This window comes from Terriglobus sp. RCC_193, assembly GCF_041355105.1.
Taxonomy (GTDB): domain Bacteria; phylum Acidobacteriota; class Terriglobia; order Terriglobales; family Acidobacteriaceae; genus Terriglobus.
Map to the genome: position 1 here is coordinate 1,192,903 of NZ_JBFUPK010000001.1, position 15,530 is coordinate 1,208,432.

Genomic DNA, 15,530 nt, shown 5'->3' on the forward strand with positions numbered 1-15,530 from the left:
AACACCCGTTGCCAAGTTCATACGTTTTCCCCCTAAACAAACGGCATACGGAAATCTTTCAGGACACTCATGCCAGCCGCAAAAACCGCAACTTCCAAGACCTCTGCAAAATCCGGCAAGAATGATGCCGCCGGAAAGCCCTCACGCACCATCGCAGGCACCGTGGCACCTCCGCAGGACGAACTGCGGCAGCAAATTCTGCGGCAATACGAAGAAGCAGTCCGCGCCATGCAGCAGGGCAACTATGCCGCCGCGCATCCGTCACTGGAAAAACTGCTGCTGATTGCTCCGACGGAATTCATTGATCGTATCCGCATGTATCTTGCCGCCTGCGTCGCCCAGGCAAACCGTAAGACGGCGAGCTTCTCTTCCGCGGAAGAAAGGTATGACTACGCGATCTCCCTGCTGAACGATGGGCAGTTTGACGATGCGCGGGACCACCTGAACGAGATTCTGAATGGCAACTCCGAAGCCGACTATGCGTTCTACGGCCTGGCGGTGCTCGCCTCTGTCACCGGCGACTCGCACAACTGCCTGGAGAGGCTTACGGAGGCGATCCGGCTGAATGGCCAGAACCGCATCCAGGCCCGCTCCGACTCCGACTTTCAGGACATGGCAGATGATCCTCGCTTTACGGAACTGCTATACCCGGAAGCGTAGGAAACCAAACTAAGCATCGAACCATAGGCCGGCATCTTGTCGGCCTGTGGTTTTCGTGCGATTCGGCTACGGCTAACATGGAATCCATGAAGCCTATCCTTGCCGTGGCCCGCCGCTTCACCCCTGAAGTGGATGCGCGCATCAACCGCGATTTTGAGCCGCGCTGGAATCCCAACGAACAGCCGTGGACGCAGGACGAACTACTGCAGGCTGCCGATGGCGCCGATGCCATCCTCGTCTCGCCAGTGAACAAGCTGGATGCGCGATTCTTCTCGCTGCTTTCCAAATCTGTAAAAGTGATTGCCACTTTTTCCGTGGGATACGATCACGTGGACCTGGCCGCGGCGCACGCCAGAGGCATCCCTGTCGCGCACACACCGGGCGTGCTGACCGATGCGACTGCAGATGTGGCCATGCTGCTGCTTCTGGGGGCCTCGCGCCGCGCGTACGAGGCGCAACAGCGGCTCCGCAGCGGTCTATGGGCATCCGCAAAGGGGGACCTGCTGGGATGGTCTCTACAGGGCAAGGTGCTGGGTATCTATGGGATGGGACGCATCGGTCAGGCGTTGGCACATCGTGCGCGCGCTTTCGGCATGCAGGTGCACTACAGCAATCGACGCAGACTCTCGCCGGAAGAAGAACAGGGAGCTGTTTTTCATGAGGACGCCGCTTCCCTGCTGCGTGTAAGCCAGTTTCTTTCGCTGAATGCGCCATCCTCGGAGCAGACGCGCCACTTCCTCCGGACAGAAAACATTGATCTACTGCCTGCTGGCGCAATCGTCATCAACACAGCACGCGGCGCACTGGTAAAGGACGACGACCTGATCGCAGCGCTGAAGTCCGGACGGATTGCCTCTGCGGGACTGGACGTCTTCGAAGGCGAACCAAACCTGAACCCCGGCTATCTCGACCAGCCAAACACATTTCTGCTGCCACACATCGGCAGTGCCACGGTGGAGACACGCACGGCGATGGGAATGCTGGCGCTGGACAACATTCAGGCCGTACTGAGCGGGAAACCCGCGCCCACGCTGCTGCGGGATTGAACCGTAACCGAAAACAACTTCGTATAACGGAACGGGTACACTCCAGAAATGCCTGACCCTGTAGCAAAGCAGCTTCGCGTGGTAGCCATTGGTGGGGGCACAGGCCTCTCCACGCTGCTGCGCGGCCTGAAGCGCTACGTGGACCCTGCGGACGGAGATGGTCACAACAAGGACACGTGTCTCAACGCACCATGCCGCATTCGCAAACTGTCCGCACTGGTCACCGTGACGGATGACGGCGGCTCTTCCGGACGTCTCCGTGAAGACCTGCAGATGCTCCCTCCGGGCGATGTGCGCAACTGCGTCGCAGCCCTCAGCGAAGATGAACGCCTGCTGACCAAGCTGTTCCAGTACCGCTTCCCTGAGGGCGGGACAACGCATGCCCTCTCCGGTCATTCGTTTGGCAATCTTTTTCTGGCCGCGCTGACAGCCATTCACGGAGGCGATTTCGCCAAAGCCGTGCAGGCCTCGTCGCATATTCTGGCCGCGCGCGGCAACATCTATCCGGCTACGAACTCGCCTGTGACGCTGTCTGCCATCATGGATGACGGCTCCGTGGTTCATGGCGAAACGAACATCACCGCGTCGAAACAACGCATTGCTGAACTGCGCATGCATCCCTCCGATGCACCTCCGATGCAGGAGGCACTGGAAGCGATTCGTGAAGCAGACATGATCACAGTGGGCCCCGGTTCGCTCTTCACTTCTCTCATCACAAACCTGCTGGTGAAGGGCATTCCAGAGGCGATTGCAGCATCCAAAGCGAAGCGTGTGTACATCGGCAACCTGATGACACAGGCGAATGAATCCATTGGCCTGACCGCTTCAGAACACATGGAACGTATCCAGTCGCATACAGGCGGCCAACGGCTGTTCGACATTGCACTGTTGAACACTGCACCCATTTCGCCAGCCCTTCTACAGCACTACGCCAGCAGCGGCCAGTTGCCCATTGAGGCCGATCTCGAACGCATTCGCGCTATGGGGGTAACGCCCGTCACCGGCAGCTTTGTGCATGAAGACACGGTGCTGCGCCATGACTACGACCGCGTTGCCGACGCCCTGATGGATCTGACGGAGCGCGAGCCATCGTGATGAACCACACGCCACTTTTGCAAGGCTACGGCGTTCGCCTTGAGCCGCTGTCCACCACACACATTCCTGCGCTGACCGACATCATTCTCGATGAATCCATCTGGCGCTACATGAATCCGCGCCCTAGAACGCCGGAGGACGTGACGACACTTGTCGAAGATTCTCTTCTGCAGGCGGAACAAGGGCTGGTGGAACCGTGGGTGACCTTTGTGGGCGATGAAGCGGTGGGCGCCACTCGTTTTCTGGATATCCAGAGGGCTCATCGCGCTGCCGAGATCGGCTTTACCTGGCTGGCGAAACCGTGGCGTTCCAGCGGTGTGAATCCACGCGTGAAGCTGCTGCAGATGACCTACGGATTTGAAACGCTTGGTCTGCGCCGCATCGCACTTAAGACGCACCACGAGAATCTGCACTCACAAAACGCCATGTTGAAGCTGGGCGCGCAATACGAAGGCACCTTTCGCAATCACATGATCCTGCCTGACGGATCGACGCGTCACACGAAGTGGTACAGCATCATTGCGGAAGACTGGCCCGGGGTGAAAGCGCAGCTCCTGGAACGTATTGCAGGCGAACCGATACATCGCAGGGCCTGATCACCCTCCGACTCGCTACAATGGAAGGATGGTCGAAACCACTCCCTTTGCGGAGAATGCCGCATCCGCCACCGCCTCCAACGAACGCAATATCCGCCGCACCGCACTGCCGAACGGCATGATGGTGCTGACCGAACGTATGCCGCATGTGCGCTCCGTCAGCCTGGGCGTCTGGATCAGCACCGGATCGCGCGATGAACAGGCGGAAGAGAACGGCCTCTCGCACTTTGTAGAACACATGGTGTTCAAGGGCACCACGACACGCTCTGCCCGCGACATTGCCCGTGAAACCGATGCCATCGGCGGCAACCTGGACGCATTCACCGGTAAAGAGACCGTCTGTTTCAACATCAAAGTGCTGGATACAAATGTGCCCGCCGCCATGAATATCCTTGCCGACCTGGTCCTGAACCCGACGTTCACACCGGACGACATTGCACGCGAACAGTCCGTGGTGCTGGAAGAGATCAAGATGGACGAGGACAACCCCGACTACCTGATCCACGAAATCCATACGGCAAACTTCTGGAAGAACGATCCGCTGGCGCGCTCCATCCTGGGCACGGCGAAAACCGTTTCCAGTTTTGATGAAGCCGCTGTGCGCCGTTTTCATTCCGAACGCTTCTCCCCGTCCAACATGATTTTTTCTGCTGCCGGTCATCTGGAACATGAAGAGATGATCGCGGAGATAACGCGCTACTTTGGTGCGCTGGCTGCGACATCAGACACTCCAGCGCGCTTTCCCGAACCGGCAGCAACACCGCACATCACGCTGCGCAACAAGAAGTCGTTGGAGCAGGTGCAGATTTGCCTCGGCGTGCCTGCGCCGCGCGTGGATCATCCCGATCGTTACGCGCTATATCTTCTCAGCAGCATCCTTGGCGGCGGCATGAGTTCGCGTCTGTTCCAGTCCGTACGTGAAGAGGCTGGGCTGGCTTACTCGATCTATTCAGAACTGTCGCCCTTCCGCGATACCGGCGCGTTGAGCATCTATGCGGGAACCTCGATTGAAAAAACGCAGGAGATGCTGCGCCTGATCCTGGAAGAGTTCCGCCGCATCAAGGCTGAACCTGTCAGCGACGACGAACTGCTGCGCGCGAAGAACCAGAGCAAGGGCAACATCGTTCTCGGTCTTGAAAGCTCCTCGTCACGCATGAGCAACCTCGCGCGTCAGCAGATGTACTATGGCCGATTCAACACCGTGGACGAAGTTATCGCGGACGTGGATCGTGTTACCGCCGCCGATGTGCAGCGGCTTGCTGTTGCATTGCTGCAGCCGGAGAAGATTTCGCTGACGCTGCTGGGAAACCTCGGCGACCTGAAGGTTACACGCGACGATCTACAGTGCTAACGAGCGAACGCAGCGGATCCGCCGCATTCGCTGCGTTCGTTCTTGTACGGCACCCAGATATTTTTAAGGCACCCAGATGCGATACAGCAGCAGGCACAGGGCTGTTGCGATCGCGGCCAGCAACAGGCCGCTGGTACGACGCTTGTAGATGAAGAAGATCAGCACCAGTCCCGAAAGCGATACCAGCGTGAGCAGGATAGCGGAGCCGTCAATCACCCACGACCACACCTTGCCGCTATCACGCCCTTTGTGAAGGTCGTTGATGACAGCGACGAAGCCCGCCTTCGTTTCCACCACCTGGTACTTCGCCGTTGCGCGATCGACGGTGGTGTCTGCGCTGTAGCCGGGGCCACGAAAGCTGAAAGTGATCTGGTCATCATCCACGCGCAGGTCTTCGGTATTCACCGCGCCATGTACGTGGTCCGTGTTGCGGATATGCTCCACGATGGCCAACGTGTCGGGATGTTCCTTCGGCCCCATCTCCTTCGCGGACAGTGAACCGCTAAGGTTCTTAACCACCTCGCCATGGGAGAAATACTCCGCATGGTTCAGCGTGAGTCCCGTCACGGCAAAGAACAACACCACGGCGAAGCTCACCATGGACAGGTAGATATGCAGCCAGCGCGAGACGATCGCGGTCTGCTTACGCAGACGCACCCGGAGAGGCTGCTGCGCCTTTCCGGGTGTGCTGTGATGACTTTCGGGTTTAGTGGAAGGATTAGTGCTTGCGGTAGTCAAGCTGCACCACTCCCAGTTCGTCGCTCGCCGGCAACGTCTTTGCCGCGGGCGTGCCGTTGAAGTTGATCTCCTGGCGCAGCAGCGAGTGTCCGCCGTGCTCACGCGCAGCCTCAATCACCACGGTGTACGTGCCTGCCTTCACCAGCTTGCCGTTGTTGTCCTTACCGTCCCACTTCAGCGTGTACGAACCGGGTACGCGCGTGGCGCTGGAGACCGTTGCGGAGATGTCCGTGCCTTCGCTCAGGTTGCGCAGCTGGTCATCGCGATACCACCCCTTCAATTCATTCAGCCAGCGCGGGTTCTTGAACCACAGCGCAATGGTGCGGACCGGATACTTGTCCTTGTCTTCGATCCACACCGCAACATACGGGCGACGATAACGCGGATTATCCATGCGCGGCAGTTCCAGCTTGATCTGCAGTTCCATGGCTTGATTCCAATTGGTACCAGCCTGCGGTGCGGCAGCGCCCGCCTTCACAATGTACGCAGCACGCTCCAGCTTCGGCTCTGCGTAGTTCGTCCAGCCGTTGCTGCGAATCTCTTTACCCGCAGCGGTCACGATGAGGTACTGTGCCTCCGGGTGACGCTGCATCAGCGCCTGCGATTCACGCGGCGACAGAATGGACAATGCTGTGGCCAGTGCGCCTGCGGTGGTTGCATCCTGCGCGATGACGCTGGAGGACAACACCTGCGATGCAGGCGTGGCTGTGCGCGGATCAATGAGATGCGACATGTGCTCGCCCGCAACATCAAACCCGCGGCGATAACTACCGCTGGTGGCAATGGCGCGATCGCGCAGCACCACGGTGTCGATGGCGGCATCGTTCTCGGTGTGCGCCTGTGGATTGGCAACATCCACCCGCTGCGTGAGCGCGCCACGCGTAACAATGTCGCCGCCAACATTCAGCATGACGCCTGTCGCACCCGCATGCAGAGCGGCTTCCGCAGCCTTCTCCGTGATCCAGCTCTTCGTGAACGTGGCAAGAACCAGCGGCGCCCCGCCCAGACGTGTCGCCGTGCCATGGACGCGATCCAGTGACCAGTGCGGCTGCTTCATGGCCTGCACCACAGCAGCAAGCTGTTCCGTGGAAGGCGCTGCACCCTTTACCGCCGCGCTACGCCACACCTTGGCAGCCGTCTCGCTGGACGCATTCAGAACACCGCCCGTCTCGCCCTGCCATGCATCGAAGCGCGCCAGCACTTCCATCAACTCCGGCGATACCTTCACCGCAACGCCACGCGTCCGCTGCCAGCGCGAAAATTCACTGTCAGCATTCCATGCGCTGAGCTTTACCGACAGACGATCAAACTCCGCAAGAGCCGCCTTCTCCGCCACACGCGCATCGTGCTGCGACGGTGCGCTGATGGCCGCATCCAGCGATGTTCCCAGCACATTCTCATGCGAAAAACCCCATGTACCCGCAGCATCCTTCGCCGGAGTCACCGTGAGTTCCGCCGCATGTGCCGCCACAAAACCAGGCAGCAGACCCAATGTAATAGCAGCCAAAGAGGTAACGCTACCTCTCATAATCGAAACAGTCTTTTTCACAAACACATCTCCCGGAGGTGAAATCCGTACAGGGGAAAACCTTGCTGCTCATTGATATCGACGTTGAAACGCAGGAATTTGTTGCGATTTAAGGACGAGGCTGGCCTTCTCCCTGAGGGCGCTGACCGCCAGCGGGTCCACCCGGTCCACGTCCCTGCGGCTGCTTCTCCATGTAAGCGGTGGCCTCATCCATGTCGACCTTGCCGTCATGGTTCGTATCAATCGCCTCAAACTGCGCCTGCATACGATCCGGCATCTCTTCCTTGATCAGAAAACCGTCCTTGTTCGTATCCCACTCGTCAAAGAGGTGCTCGGCGCGCTGACGGGGTGTCTGCTGGCGCATGCGAAGTTCCGCTGTGGACAGTGTGCCATCGCCGTCCTTGTCCAGCGTCTTCAGCGCAGCAGGAGCATTCGCAATTTCCGCCGCGGAGAGAATGCCGTCCTTGTCCACATCCAGCGCAATCATGATGGGGTCCATGCTGTTGAAGTTGCCGCGACCAACAGGGCGCCCCTGAGGGTCAGCCTGCTTGCCGGACATGGCGGCGATCTCTTCTTTGGTCAGCTTGCCGTCGTGATTGGTATCGCCACGCTCAAAGAGCGGCTTCATCCGCTCAGGCACTTCGTCCGCCGTCAGAACGCCGTCGCCATTCTTGTCCAGCAGCATCAGGCGCTGCTCCAGGTCGCTGGTGGCAGTCTTGTCTTCCAGGCGCGGACTGTATTCCGCTGATGTGATCTGCCCATCGCCATTCTTATCCAGCTTCAGCAACGACTGCGATGCCGCAGCGATCTCCGCAGCGGAAAGCTGGCCGTCACCGTCCGTGTCCAGCGCTTCCAGAAGAATGCGCTTCGGCGGTCCACCACCAGGTCCCTGTGCAACAGCGGCCGTGGAAAGAAGAATGGGCAGGGCGAACAACAGGTGCGAGGGCTTCATCGGGAAACGATCCTGAGGAGAATGCGGACTGAATACGTCCTTATTCTTTGTAGGACATATTTAGTCCTAGATCAAGCACAAAATTCCAAAGCCGCAAGATGCGCCATGCGATAAACGCCCATTTCCGAGGAAGATGGCTACGCCGGAGGCAGGCCATCCACCACCGTCACGCCCGCTGGAGGCGTGAAACGGAAGTCCGCATCCGAGGCTGCGACGTTCTCTTTCATGTCGCGGAAGGCAAACTCCGTCACCGTGCCGTCAATCTCTTCGATGCGCAGGCCGGTGATGACTCCCGTCGCTGCGACCACCGTCACCGCAATGCGCTGCACGCGCTGGTCGCCGGGCGACATCTCATAGCGAGGCGTTCCGCTCAGCGTCACTTCCCCACTGCCTGCTGGCGTTACCTTCAGGTTATCCAGCTCCTTTTCCAGCTTTGTGTGGCCCAGCAGAAAGCGCAGCGGCGAACGCATGTCATCCAGTTGTTTTGCCGGAACTCGCTGCGCCTGCGGATCACCCGGCGTGTAGCTGATGGCGTATTTGCCGTCCAGCACGAACAGTTTCCCGTTGCTGTACTGCCAGCGCATACGCCCCGGCTTCTTCAACAGCAGCGTGCCGCTCTCAGTCCGCTGCTGGCCCATGCCGCTGTAATGCTCAGTGTAGGACGAGCGCAGAGTGGCCAGATGGTTGTAGTGATCGTCGATTTTCGATGCAATGGCATGGACATCCTGTGCATGCACTGACCCAGTCAACACAGCCACCGCGGCAAATCCTGTAAGAAACTTCATCGTTTTGCTAAGACGCACAAACTCTCCCGGTAGTCATCCCGTACAGACGAAAGGCGCAGCCGAAGCTGCGCCTCTTCAAACACCAGAACCCGCTACTGAATGGGCTGGGTGCAGGCAGTGCCGCCTTTGGGGTCGTACTTGATCTGCTGCGAATCGTCTGAGCAAAACCCGCGGTCGCCGGTGTTGCCCACCTTCTGCGGAACAGCGGTGATCTCGTACGAGGTGTACTGATCCTGGTTGTTAATCGTCACCTTGTTGCAGTTCACCAGCGCGAAGGTGTAACCCGCCTTCTCGCCACCTGCCAGATCGGTAGGCAGCAGGCCTGCTGCTGCGGGAGTAGGAGCTGCTCCCTTATCGCCACCCAGCGCTGCCAGCGAACAGGCGTAACCATTAGCGGGATACGTCTGCTGATACTGCAACTGCGCCGCCACAATGGCGCGGATGGACTGGATGGCTGATGTCTCGTTACCCTGGCGCTTGATACGCGTAATGTTGGGGATCGCGAAGGTGGCGATGATGATGATGATGGACATCACGATCAGCAGTTCAATGAGTGTAAAGCCCTCATCCTGGCGCGATGTACGGTGGCGGTTCGGGAAAGTCATGCGGATCCTCAGCGAGTTCGTCAGCCCTGCTCTGAGAGACGGAGCGGAAAGCGAATCGACAACACAAACTGTAGCAAAAAGAAGTCAGGTCTGTTGTGTATGGGGTAAAGCGAAAATTTACTGAGCGGGCAATGTGTAGGTGAAGTCATAACTATGGCCGGATTTGTCGATGGCGATCTGCAGGGTACCTTCAATCCCCTTTAAATCGCCGGTCCCGGTATTTGGAAGCACGCTGACCTCCATGACGCCACTCTTCGGATTGGTGGAATCCATGGTCGCCTTGTGCGAAAAGACGAATGTCCCGGACTTGCCATTAATCTTCACGTTCATCGTTTCCAGTGCCACATAGGCCATCGTCGTTCCGACCGCAGTGGTGGTCATTTCGCCTTTGCTGGTGCCTTCGATGTCACCGCTCCACACCTTGTCAATGGTCATGCGGCCAAGCCCCGCAGCTTTGCCGATTTCGCTGGCCTCTGCCGGTTTTACGGCCACCTGGAATGTTCCTGTTGCATGCATCTTCGCGATCCTTTCAGAGCTTGGTTTCGTTGTCCCGCTTGCGATTCTCCTGCCCTGCGAAAAAGCGCAACTCGGAAGAACCAGCATAAGGAACGCGGCCATACGAAACAGGGAGATGCGGTTCATCAGCCCAGCTTAGCAAATCGTCACCGCTGGCCTGTGGATTTGATTGCGACGGGGAAAGCAACAGCAAAACGACTTCTACCCAAAGCCACGCGATACACATCAGCATCAGGATGCCGCAGACATTCCAAAGCGAAGACAGCAGCGTCTCAGGACGCGCTGCGTCAATGTGTTCGTATCCCTCCCCAAGGAACAAAAACACAGAGATCACAGTTGCCGCGCAGGACAAAATCAATCGCTTCAGGTTTACTTGCGTCATCTTCTTCGTTGGATGCGTGGCTCCGAAGAAAGTCGTGTTCGGAGTTCTAAAACTGATATCACAGGCCGCTTTTCAACCGGAACGTCTTCACCACTTCCGCAGGGTCCCTGTGCTCGCCTTCCACTTCGTGATTCATCGCCTGCATCTGGGCTTCGGAGATTTTTCCGGTCAGCATTTGAAGTGCCTTCAGGGCCGCAGGATGCGTCCGCAGCATGTCCTCACGAACCAACGGAACGGCCTGGTACGGCGGAAAGTAATGACGATCATCCGCGAGCACGCGAAATCCCATCGCTGGAATCGCACCGTCTGTGGAATTACCACTGACGATGTCCACCTGGTGGCTCTGTAATGCGCGATACAGCAGTCCGAGATCCATCACGCGCGGTGACCCCTGAAAGTGCAGATCATACGCAGCCTGCAGCCCACGAAGGCCGTCCGGACGCTCCTCAAACTCGTATCCCACACCCAGTTTCAGCGATGACGCTGCACTCGCGAGTTCGCTCAATAGGGTGAGATGAAGTCGATCCGCATCTTCGCTCCGCATCACCATAGCAAAGGTATTTTCAAAGCCCAGCGATGGCATCACACGCACGCCATATCGTTCGCGATAGATGCGAGCGACTGTATCGAAGACACGCTGTGGATCGTGGTCAAGCGGCTGTTTCAGGATGGAGGTCAACGCCGTTCCGCTGTACTCCACATAAGCGTCAATGCGACCGGAGACAAGCGCCTGGTGAGCGATGTAACTCCCTCCAAGATAGAAGCGACGGTCGACCGGTTCCCCCTGTGCTTCGATCTCCTGGGCCAGCAGTTCCCCTAGTAAAACCTGCTCTGTAAAGTTCTTCGCACCGATGACAATGCGTGAACCATGCGGCGGATTACATGCCGTCAACAACAGAAGGAATAGCGGCAGCACGAATGCCGCTTTGCGTCTCACTGCGGCCTCCGCACTTCCACCCGATGTTCAATCCATCCAAGAATTGCATCCGCAAAGAGCGCGAGCAACGCAGCGGGAATGGCACCTAATAGAACGAAACGGTTATCCACGGACGCCACGCCGCGAAAGATAAATTCGCCCAGACCGCCTGCGCCAATGGCTGCTGCAATCGTTGCCACACCAACGCAGGTAACAGTCGCTGTGCGAAGTCCAGCGAGCAGAACACTGGCAGAAAGCGGCAATTCCACTTTGGTCAGCCGCTGCCAGCCCGTCATGCCAAGTGCATGGCTCACGTCGATCAGTGCCGGGTCAATGCCCTGTATGCCCACGTAGGTATTGCGGAGAATCGGCAGCAACGCATAGCCGGTAAGCGCAAGGATGGCGAGCCTTGCCGCGTTTTCCCCGAGCCACGGTACTGGCAGCAGCAGACCAAAGAGTGCAAGGCTTGGCACAGTCTGCACCACGTTTGCAAATCCGATGACAGGCTTTGCCCATCGCTCATGCCGTGTGAGCCAGATGCCCGCAGGAATGGCGATGAGCGATGCGAACAACATCGCAGACGCCGTAAGCCACAGATGCTCAAAGGTCAGTTGCAGAAGCTCATGCAGATGCAGGCGAAGGAAGCTCATGACTCTGCCTCCGTGAAGCGCTGCACCGCCGCCACGTATTCCTTCACTGCGGGAATCTGAGAGTGCAGGACTTCCCGCGAAGGCAGATCAGCAACGATGCTTCCCTTGTCCAGCAGCAGTATCCGATCCGCAAGAAAGACCGCTTCCTGTAAATCATGCGTAACGATCACTGCGGTCTCCTGCAGTTTCGTCAGCAGGTCGCGCAGCATGGTCTGCATCTCTGCGCGCGTCAGCGGATCGAGCGCGCCGAAGGGCTCGTCCAGCAGCAGGATGGAAGGATCGGCAGCCAGCGCACGCGCCACACCTGCACGTTGACGCTGCCCACCAGACACTTGCCACGGCATGCGTTCCGCAAACTTCGCCGGATCGAGTCCCGTCATGGCAAGCAGTTCGCGTACGCGCAATTGCCGCTCCGTCAGTGGCGTTCCCGCAAGCTCCAGAGGCATGGCCACGTTGCGTTCGATGGTCAGGTGAGGATAGAGCCCCGTCTCCTGAATGACGTAGCCAATGCGGCGCCGCAACGCCAACAGATCGCCCGCGCCAACGACTTCGCCATCGATCAGCACTGTTCCAGAAGTTGGCGATACCAGTCCGTTGATGGTGCGCAGCAGTGTCGTTTTGCCGCTGCCGGAACGACCAAGCAGGGCCGTTGTCGTTCCCGCCTCCAGCCGCAGCGAAATGCTGTTGAGAATAGCAACGCCCTCGCCGGAATGTTTCCGGGAGGGCGCTGCGTCCACTGTCACGTCGCGGAACTCAATGGCCGCGCCGTTCATGGGTATCTACTCGACCGACTCGTCCGGCTCGATACCTTCCGGTCCGTCCAACTCCGGTGCATCCACATCGGCGGGCACAGGCGCGTTAAAGGCATCATCGTTGACAGCAGACACCGGGGCGGCGCTGCCCTGCCCCTTGACGCGAACCACCGTGATCTTCGTGAAGCCTTCCTTGAACGACGGCGGACGCAGGCGTTCTGCCATCTTCTGCATCACGTCATCGGCCACGCGGCGTTCGCGCTTGCTGTTGCGGTCCACGCAAACGGCCAGCGGCACGTCAAAGTACACGGCCTGCACCTCGTAGCCGAACGAGCGTGCCATCTTGATCCACTGGCGGCGCTCGTGGGCGCTGAGGTTGGTGGCATCCACGTAGTTCCACGGCATCTTGGCAATCAGGCGTGCACGCAGCAATGAACGCAACGTGCTGAACACCAGACCGCTGTAACGCTGGTCCGTAATGTCGTCAAAGAGGATGTTGCGCAGCATGTCGCTGCTGAGGGGAGACACACCACGGCGCTTGAACCACGTCGTCTTGCCACTGCCGGGAAGGCCAATGGTCAGAACAACATAGCCACGCGGAGCGGACTTGTCACCCGCCGCAACCGACGGCGGTTCCTCAGGAGCGCTCACCAGCGATTCCGGCTGTGTTTCCACTTCAATTTTGCCGGGAGCAACTGGCTCCACCTCAACCGTTTCCGGCTCGGCTTCAGCAGCTATTTCCGTTTTTGCAGGCGATTCGGGGTAACTCGGCTGCAGCGCTGCAGGCTGATCCTGTGGGATCTCCTGCCCAATCTTTCCGGTGGCCTCGCTGTTGTTGGGGCCACGCTTACCACGTCTTTTCATCTTGTTGCGGATCCAGTCCCGCATAGCCGGTTTGTAACACACCACGCGCCTCAGGCCAAACTCGACAGGAATCTGCGACGGCTCCCCTGACGTTTCACACAGCGGAATTGCGCCACCCCACAGCGCACCCGCTACACTGGTTGCGACGGACGAAACGGCGTTCGCCGTAACCCTGAGAGGAAGCTAAAGACACGTCATGGCAGTAAAGGTAGGCATCAACGGATTTGGCCGTATCGGCCGCAACGTCTTCCGCACCGCACTCGACAACCCTGAAATCGAGTTTGTGGCCGTCAACGACCTGACCAGCCCTGCGACGCTGGCGCACCTGCTCAAGTACGACTCCATCCTCGGCAACCTGCACAAGCACGAGATCGAAGCGGGCGATGACTACATCAGCGTCAACGGCAAGAAGATCAAGGTTTTTGCCGAGCGTGACCCCGCCAAGCTACCCTGGGCAGAAGTTGGCGCACAGATCGTGGTGGAATCCACCGGCCACTTCACCGACGCCACCAAGGCCAAGGCTCACCTGGGCGAGACCGTGAAGAAGGTCATCATCTCCGCTCCTGCCACTAACGAGGACGTAACCCTGGTGCTGGGCGTGAACGGCGACAAGTACGACGCCGCAAAGCATCACGTCATCTCCAACGCCAGCTGCACCACCAACTGTCTTGCGCCGGTCGTCAAGGTGCTGCATGACACCTTCGGCATCACCAGCGGCATCATGACCACGATCCACAGCTACACCAACGATCAGGTCATCCTGGACTTCCCGCATAAGGACCTGCGCCGCGCCCGCGCTGCAGCCCTGAACATGATCCCGTCGACCACAGGCGCTGCCAAGGCCCTGAAACTGGTCATTCCTGAGATGGACGGCAAGCTGGACGGCTTCTCCATGCGCGTGCCCACGCCGAACGTCTCCGTGATCGACCTGACGTTCAACACGGAAAAACCGATGACCGTCGCCAGCATCAACGACGCTATCCAGTCCGCCAGCGAAGGCGCTCTGAAAGGCATCCTTGGCTACACGGACAAGGAACTGGTCAGCAGCGACTTCAAGGGCGACGACCGCTCCTCCATCTTCGACTCGAAGCTGACCAAGGTCATCGGCGATAAGACGGGCAAGGTCATCTCCTGGTACGACAACGAGTGGGGCTACAGCTCGCGCGTGAAGGACCTGATCCTGTTCCTGGTAAGCAAGGGCCTGTAAGTTTCATAACCACGACAGGCAAACGGGTGCGACATGCGTCGCACCCGTTTCGTTTTCTTCAGAGAATAGCTTCGAATAAAAGCAAGGATGCAAACAGCTTCGAATAGAAGCAAGGACGCTAACAACTTCGAATAAAGCAAGGATGCACAAAACCAGCGAAGCTCATACGAACGAAGTTCGTCATCCTGAGCGAAGCCGAAGGACCTGCTTTCCTCTCAGGCAACTGAGATGCATCACGCGAGTCAGTTATCCATTTCCTTGAAAATTCCAGTAGCGCGAAAAGCAAGCAGGTCCTTCGACTGCACTCCGCTACGCTTCGTTTCGCTCAGGATGACGGGCCGTGAATTGTAGCGGAGTTACCCCACCTTTTCATCCGCGCTGGGCCCATACGTCGCAGGCACGGTCGCATCCAGCAGCCGCAGGTAGACCGTCAACTGGCCGCGATGGTGTGCCAAGTGGGTAAAGTTCTCTGCCACCTGCTGCAGCCGCGAAGCGCTGCTGACCACTCGACCACCAATCTTCAGGTTCCAGCTTCCCTCCCACGCGCCTTCGCTGACATGGGACAGCGCGGAGTCTGCCTTGGCGAGCGCAGCATCCGCATACACCAGCAGCGCTTCGCGCGAATCCTGCGCCACGGGACGGAAGTCCTTCCCGGCGTGAGGGTCCGTCAATTCCATCTCGTCTGTCGTGAGCACCAGGGCAATCCACGCCGGCATCTGCGCCACCAACGCCGCCAGATAACCTAGTTCCATCGACTTCTCATGCGGCTTCCAGGTGTTTTTGCCTTCCGGCACCTGTGCCAGCACTTTTTTGTTCAACGCATGTTCCCTCTGCAACTGGCCCGCAAAAAACGACACCGCATCCATCGCCATCACCTCACGTGAAAA

The 15,530-nt window shown here is 58.6% G+C and carries 18 protein-coding genes; 6 read left to right on the top strand and 12 right to left on the bottom strand.

Annotation, left to right across the window (positions count from 1 at the left end; genetic code table 11):
* Window positions 1-69: 69 nt before the first annotated feature.
* The 5 genes from AB6729_RS04980 (at window position 70) to AB6729_RS05000 (ending at window position 4,748) form a co-directional block, all read left to right on the top strand.
* On the top strand, window positions 70-660 hold the full coding sequence (locus AB6729_RS04980; protein ID WP_371080461.1) for a tetratricopeptide repeat protein: 591 nt from the start codon (window positions 70-72) through the stop codon (window positions 658-660).
* Between the two features lie 86 nt (window positions 661-746).
* Complete coding sequence (locus AB6729_RS04985; RefSeq protein ID WP_371080462.1) at window positions 747-1,706, top strand: 2-hydroxyacid dehydrogenase; 960 nt, start codon at window positions 747-749, stop codon at window positions 1,704-1,706.
* A 48-nt stretch (window positions 1,707-1,754) separates the two neighbouring features.
* A complete protein-coding gene (yvcK, locus tag AB6729_RS04990; protein ID WP_371080463.1) occupies window positions 1,755-2,801 on the top strand; it encodes a uridine diphosphate-N-acetylglucosamine-binding protein YvcK in 1,047 nt (348 codons plus the stop codon).
* The gene (locus AB6729_RS04995) at window positions 2,801-3,397 is read left to right on the top strand and encodes a GNAT family N-acetyltransferase (protein ID WP_371080464.1); all 597 of its coding nucleotides are present in this window, start codon (window positions 2,801-2,803) and stop codon (window positions 3,395-3,397) included. Before yvcK ends, AB6729_RS04995 begins: the two co-directional genes overlap by 1 nt.
* Window positions 3,398-3,425: 28 nt before the next feature.
* Window positions 3,426-4,748, top strand: a complete 1,323-nt coding sequence (locus tag AB6729_RS05000; RefSeq protein WP_371080465.1) for a M16 family metallopeptidase — start codon at window positions 3,426-3,428, stop codon at window positions 4,746-4,748.
* A gap of 63 nt (window positions 4,749-4,811) precedes the next feature.
* On the opposite strand, the gene AB6729_RS05005 is transcribed toward AB6729_RS05000, so the two are convergent.
* The 11 genes from AB6729_RS05005 to AB6729_RS05055 all read right to left on the bottom strand — a co-directional run bounded on the left by AB6729_RS05005 (window position 4,812) and on the right by AB6729_RS05055 (window position 13,436).
* Window positions 4,812-5,405: a PepSY-associated TM helix domain-containing protein gene (locus AB6729_RS05005; protein ID WP_371080466.1), complete on the bottom strand. Its 594-nt coding sequence runs from the start codon at window positions 5,403-5,405 to the stop codon at window positions 4,812-4,814.
* Window positions 5,406-5,466: 61 nt separating this feature from the next.
* On the bottom strand, window positions 5,467-6,993 hold the full coding sequence (locus tag AB6729_RS05010) for a DUF2271 domain-containing protein (RefSeq protein WP_371080467.1): 1,527 nt from the start codon (window positions 6,991-6,993) through the stop codon (window positions 5,467-5,469).
* 130 nt (window positions 6,994-7,123) lie between these two features.
* Window positions 7,124-7,966 carry a hypothetical protein gene (locus AB6729_RS05015; RefSeq protein ID WP_371080468.1) on the bottom strand — a complete coding sequence of 281 codons (843 nt, stop codon included), beginning with the start codon at window positions 7,964-7,966 and terminating at the stop codon, window positions 7,124-7,126.
* Between the two features lie 137 nt (window positions 7,967-8,103).
* The gene (locus tag AB6729_RS05020; RefSeq protein ID WP_371080469.1) at window positions 8,104-8,751 is read right to left on the bottom strand and encodes an outer membrane lipoprotein carrier protein LolA; all 648 of its coding nucleotides are present in this window, start codon (window positions 8,749-8,751) and stop codon (window positions 8,104-8,106) included.
* Window positions 8,752-8,843: 92 nt separating this feature from the next.
* Entirely contained in the window at window positions 8,844-9,356 is a 513-nt protein-coding gene (locus AB6729_RS05025) for a type IV pilin protein (protein ID WP_371080470.1), read from the bottom strand.
* Window positions 9,357-9,473: 117 nt separating this feature from the next.
* Window positions 9,474-9,872 carry a DUF3224 domain-containing protein gene (locus AB6729_RS05030; protein ID WP_371080471.1) on the bottom strand — a complete coding sequence of 133 codons (399 nt, stop codon included), beginning with the start codon at window positions 9,870-9,872 and terminating at the stop codon, window positions 9,474-9,476.
* 13 nt (window positions 9,873-9,885) lie between these two features.
* Window positions 9,886-10,254, bottom strand: a complete 369-nt coding sequence (locus AB6729_RS05035; protein WP_371080472.1) for a hypothetical protein — start codon at window positions 10,252-10,254, stop codon at window positions 9,886-9,888.
* A gap of 58 nt (window positions 10,255-10,312) precedes the next feature.
* Window positions 10,313-11,191, bottom strand: a complete 879-nt coding sequence (locus AB6729_RS05040; RefSeq protein ID WP_371080473.1) for a glycine betaine ABC transporter substrate-binding protein — start codon at window positions 11,189-11,191, stop codon at window positions 10,313-10,315.
* Window positions 11,188-11,820 (bottom strand): ABC transporter permease, encoded by a 633-nt coding sequence (locus AB6729_RS05045; protein ID WP_371080474.1) that lies wholly within the window; start codon window positions 11,818-11,820, stop codon window positions 11,188-11,190. Before AB6729_RS05045 ends, AB6729_RS05040 begins: the two co-directional genes overlap by 4 nt.
* Entirely contained in the window at window positions 11,817-12,593 is a 777-nt protein-coding gene (locus AB6729_RS05050) for an ATP-binding cassette domain-containing protein (protein ID WP_371080475.1), read from the bottom strand. The genes AB6729_RS05045 and AB6729_RS05050 overlap by 4 nt, the downstream gene beginning before the upstream one ends.
* A gap of 6 nt (window positions 12,594-12,599) precedes the next feature.
* The gene (locus tag AB6729_RS05055) at window positions 12,600-13,436 is read right to left on the bottom strand and encodes an AAA family ATPase (protein WP_371080476.1); all 837 of its coding nucleotides are present in this window, start codon (window positions 13,434-13,436) and stop codon (window positions 12,600-12,602) included.
* A gap of 196 nt (window positions 13,437-13,632) precedes the next feature.
* Here AB6729_RS05055 and gap point away from each other — a divergent pair, with 196 nt between their 5' ends.
* Window positions 13,633-14,643, top strand: coding sequence for a type I glyceraldehyde-3-phosphate dehydrogenase (gap, locus tag AB6729_RS05060; protein ID WP_371080477.1), 1,011 nt, complete (start codon window positions 13,633-13,635; stop codon window positions 14,641-14,643).
* Between the two features lie 356 nt (window positions 14,644-14,999).
* On the opposite strand, the gene AB6729_RS05065 is transcribed toward gap, so the two are convergent.
* On the bottom strand, window positions 15,000-15,515 hold the full coding sequence (locus AB6729_RS05065; protein WP_371080478.1) for a DinB family protein: 516 nt from the start codon (window positions 15,513-15,515) through the stop codon (window positions 15,000-15,002).
* Between the last annotated feature and the right edge of the window lie 15 nt (window positions 15,516-15,530).

Coding starts and splice junctions, on each gene's coding strand:
- AB6729_RS04980 (WP_371080461.1), top strand. CDS start 70: ATGCCAGCCGCAAAAACCGCAACTTCCAAGACCTCTGCAAAATCCGGC.
- AB6729_RS04985 (WP_371080462.1), top strand. CDS start 747: ATGAAGCCTATCCTTGCCGTGGCCCGCCGCTTCACCCCTGAAGTGGAT.
- yvcK (WP_371080463.1), top strand. CDS start 1,755: ATGCCTGACCCTGTAGCAAAGCAGCTTCGCGTGGTAGCCATTGGTGGG.
- AB6729_RS04995 (WP_371080464.1), top strand. CDS start 2,801: ATGAACCACACGCCACTTTTGCAAGGCTACGGCGTTCGCCTTGAGCCG.
- AB6729_RS05000 (WP_371080465.1), top strand. CDS start 3,426: ATGGTCGAAACCACTCCCTTTGCGGAGAATGCCGCATCCGCCACCGCC.
- AB6729_RS05015 (WP_371080468.1), bottom strand. CDS start 7,966: ATGAAGCCCTCGCACCTGTTGTTCGCCCTGCCCATTCTTCTTTCCACG.
- AB6729_RS05020 (WP_371080469.1), bottom strand. CDS start 8,751: ATGAAGTTTCTTACAGGATTTGCCGCGGTGGCTGTGTTGACTGGGTCA.
- AB6729_RS05025 (WP_371080470.1), bottom strand. CDS start 9,356: ATGACTTTCCCGAACCGCCACCGTACATCGCGCCAGGATGAGGGCTTT.
- AB6729_RS05030 (WP_371080471.1), bottom strand. CDS start 9,872: ATGCATGCAACAGGAACATTCCAGGTGGCCGTAAAACCGGCAGAGGCC.
- AB6729_RS05035 (WP_371080472.1), bottom strand. CDS start 10,254: ATGACGCAAGTAAACCTGAAGCGATTGATTTTGTCCTGCGCGGCAACT.
- AB6729_RS05045 (WP_371080474.1), bottom strand. CDS start 11,820: ATGAGCTTCCTTCGCCTGCATCTGCATGAGCTTCTGCAACTGACCTTT.
- AB6729_RS05050 (WP_371080475.1), bottom strand. CDS start 12,593: ATGAACGGCGCGGCCATTGAGTTCCGCGACGTGACAGTGGACGCAGCG.
- AB6729_RS05055 (WP_371080476.1), bottom strand. CDS start 13,436: ATGAAAAGACGTGGTAAGCGTGGCCCCAACAACAGCGAGGCCACCGGA.
- gap (WP_371080477.1), top strand. CDS start 13,633: ATGGCAGTAAAGGTAGGCATCAACGGATTTGGCCGTATCGGCCGCAAC.
- AB6729_RS05065 (WP_371080478.1), bottom strand. CDS start 15,515: ATGGCGATGGATGCGGTGTCGTTTTTTGCGGGCCAGTTGCAGAGGGAA.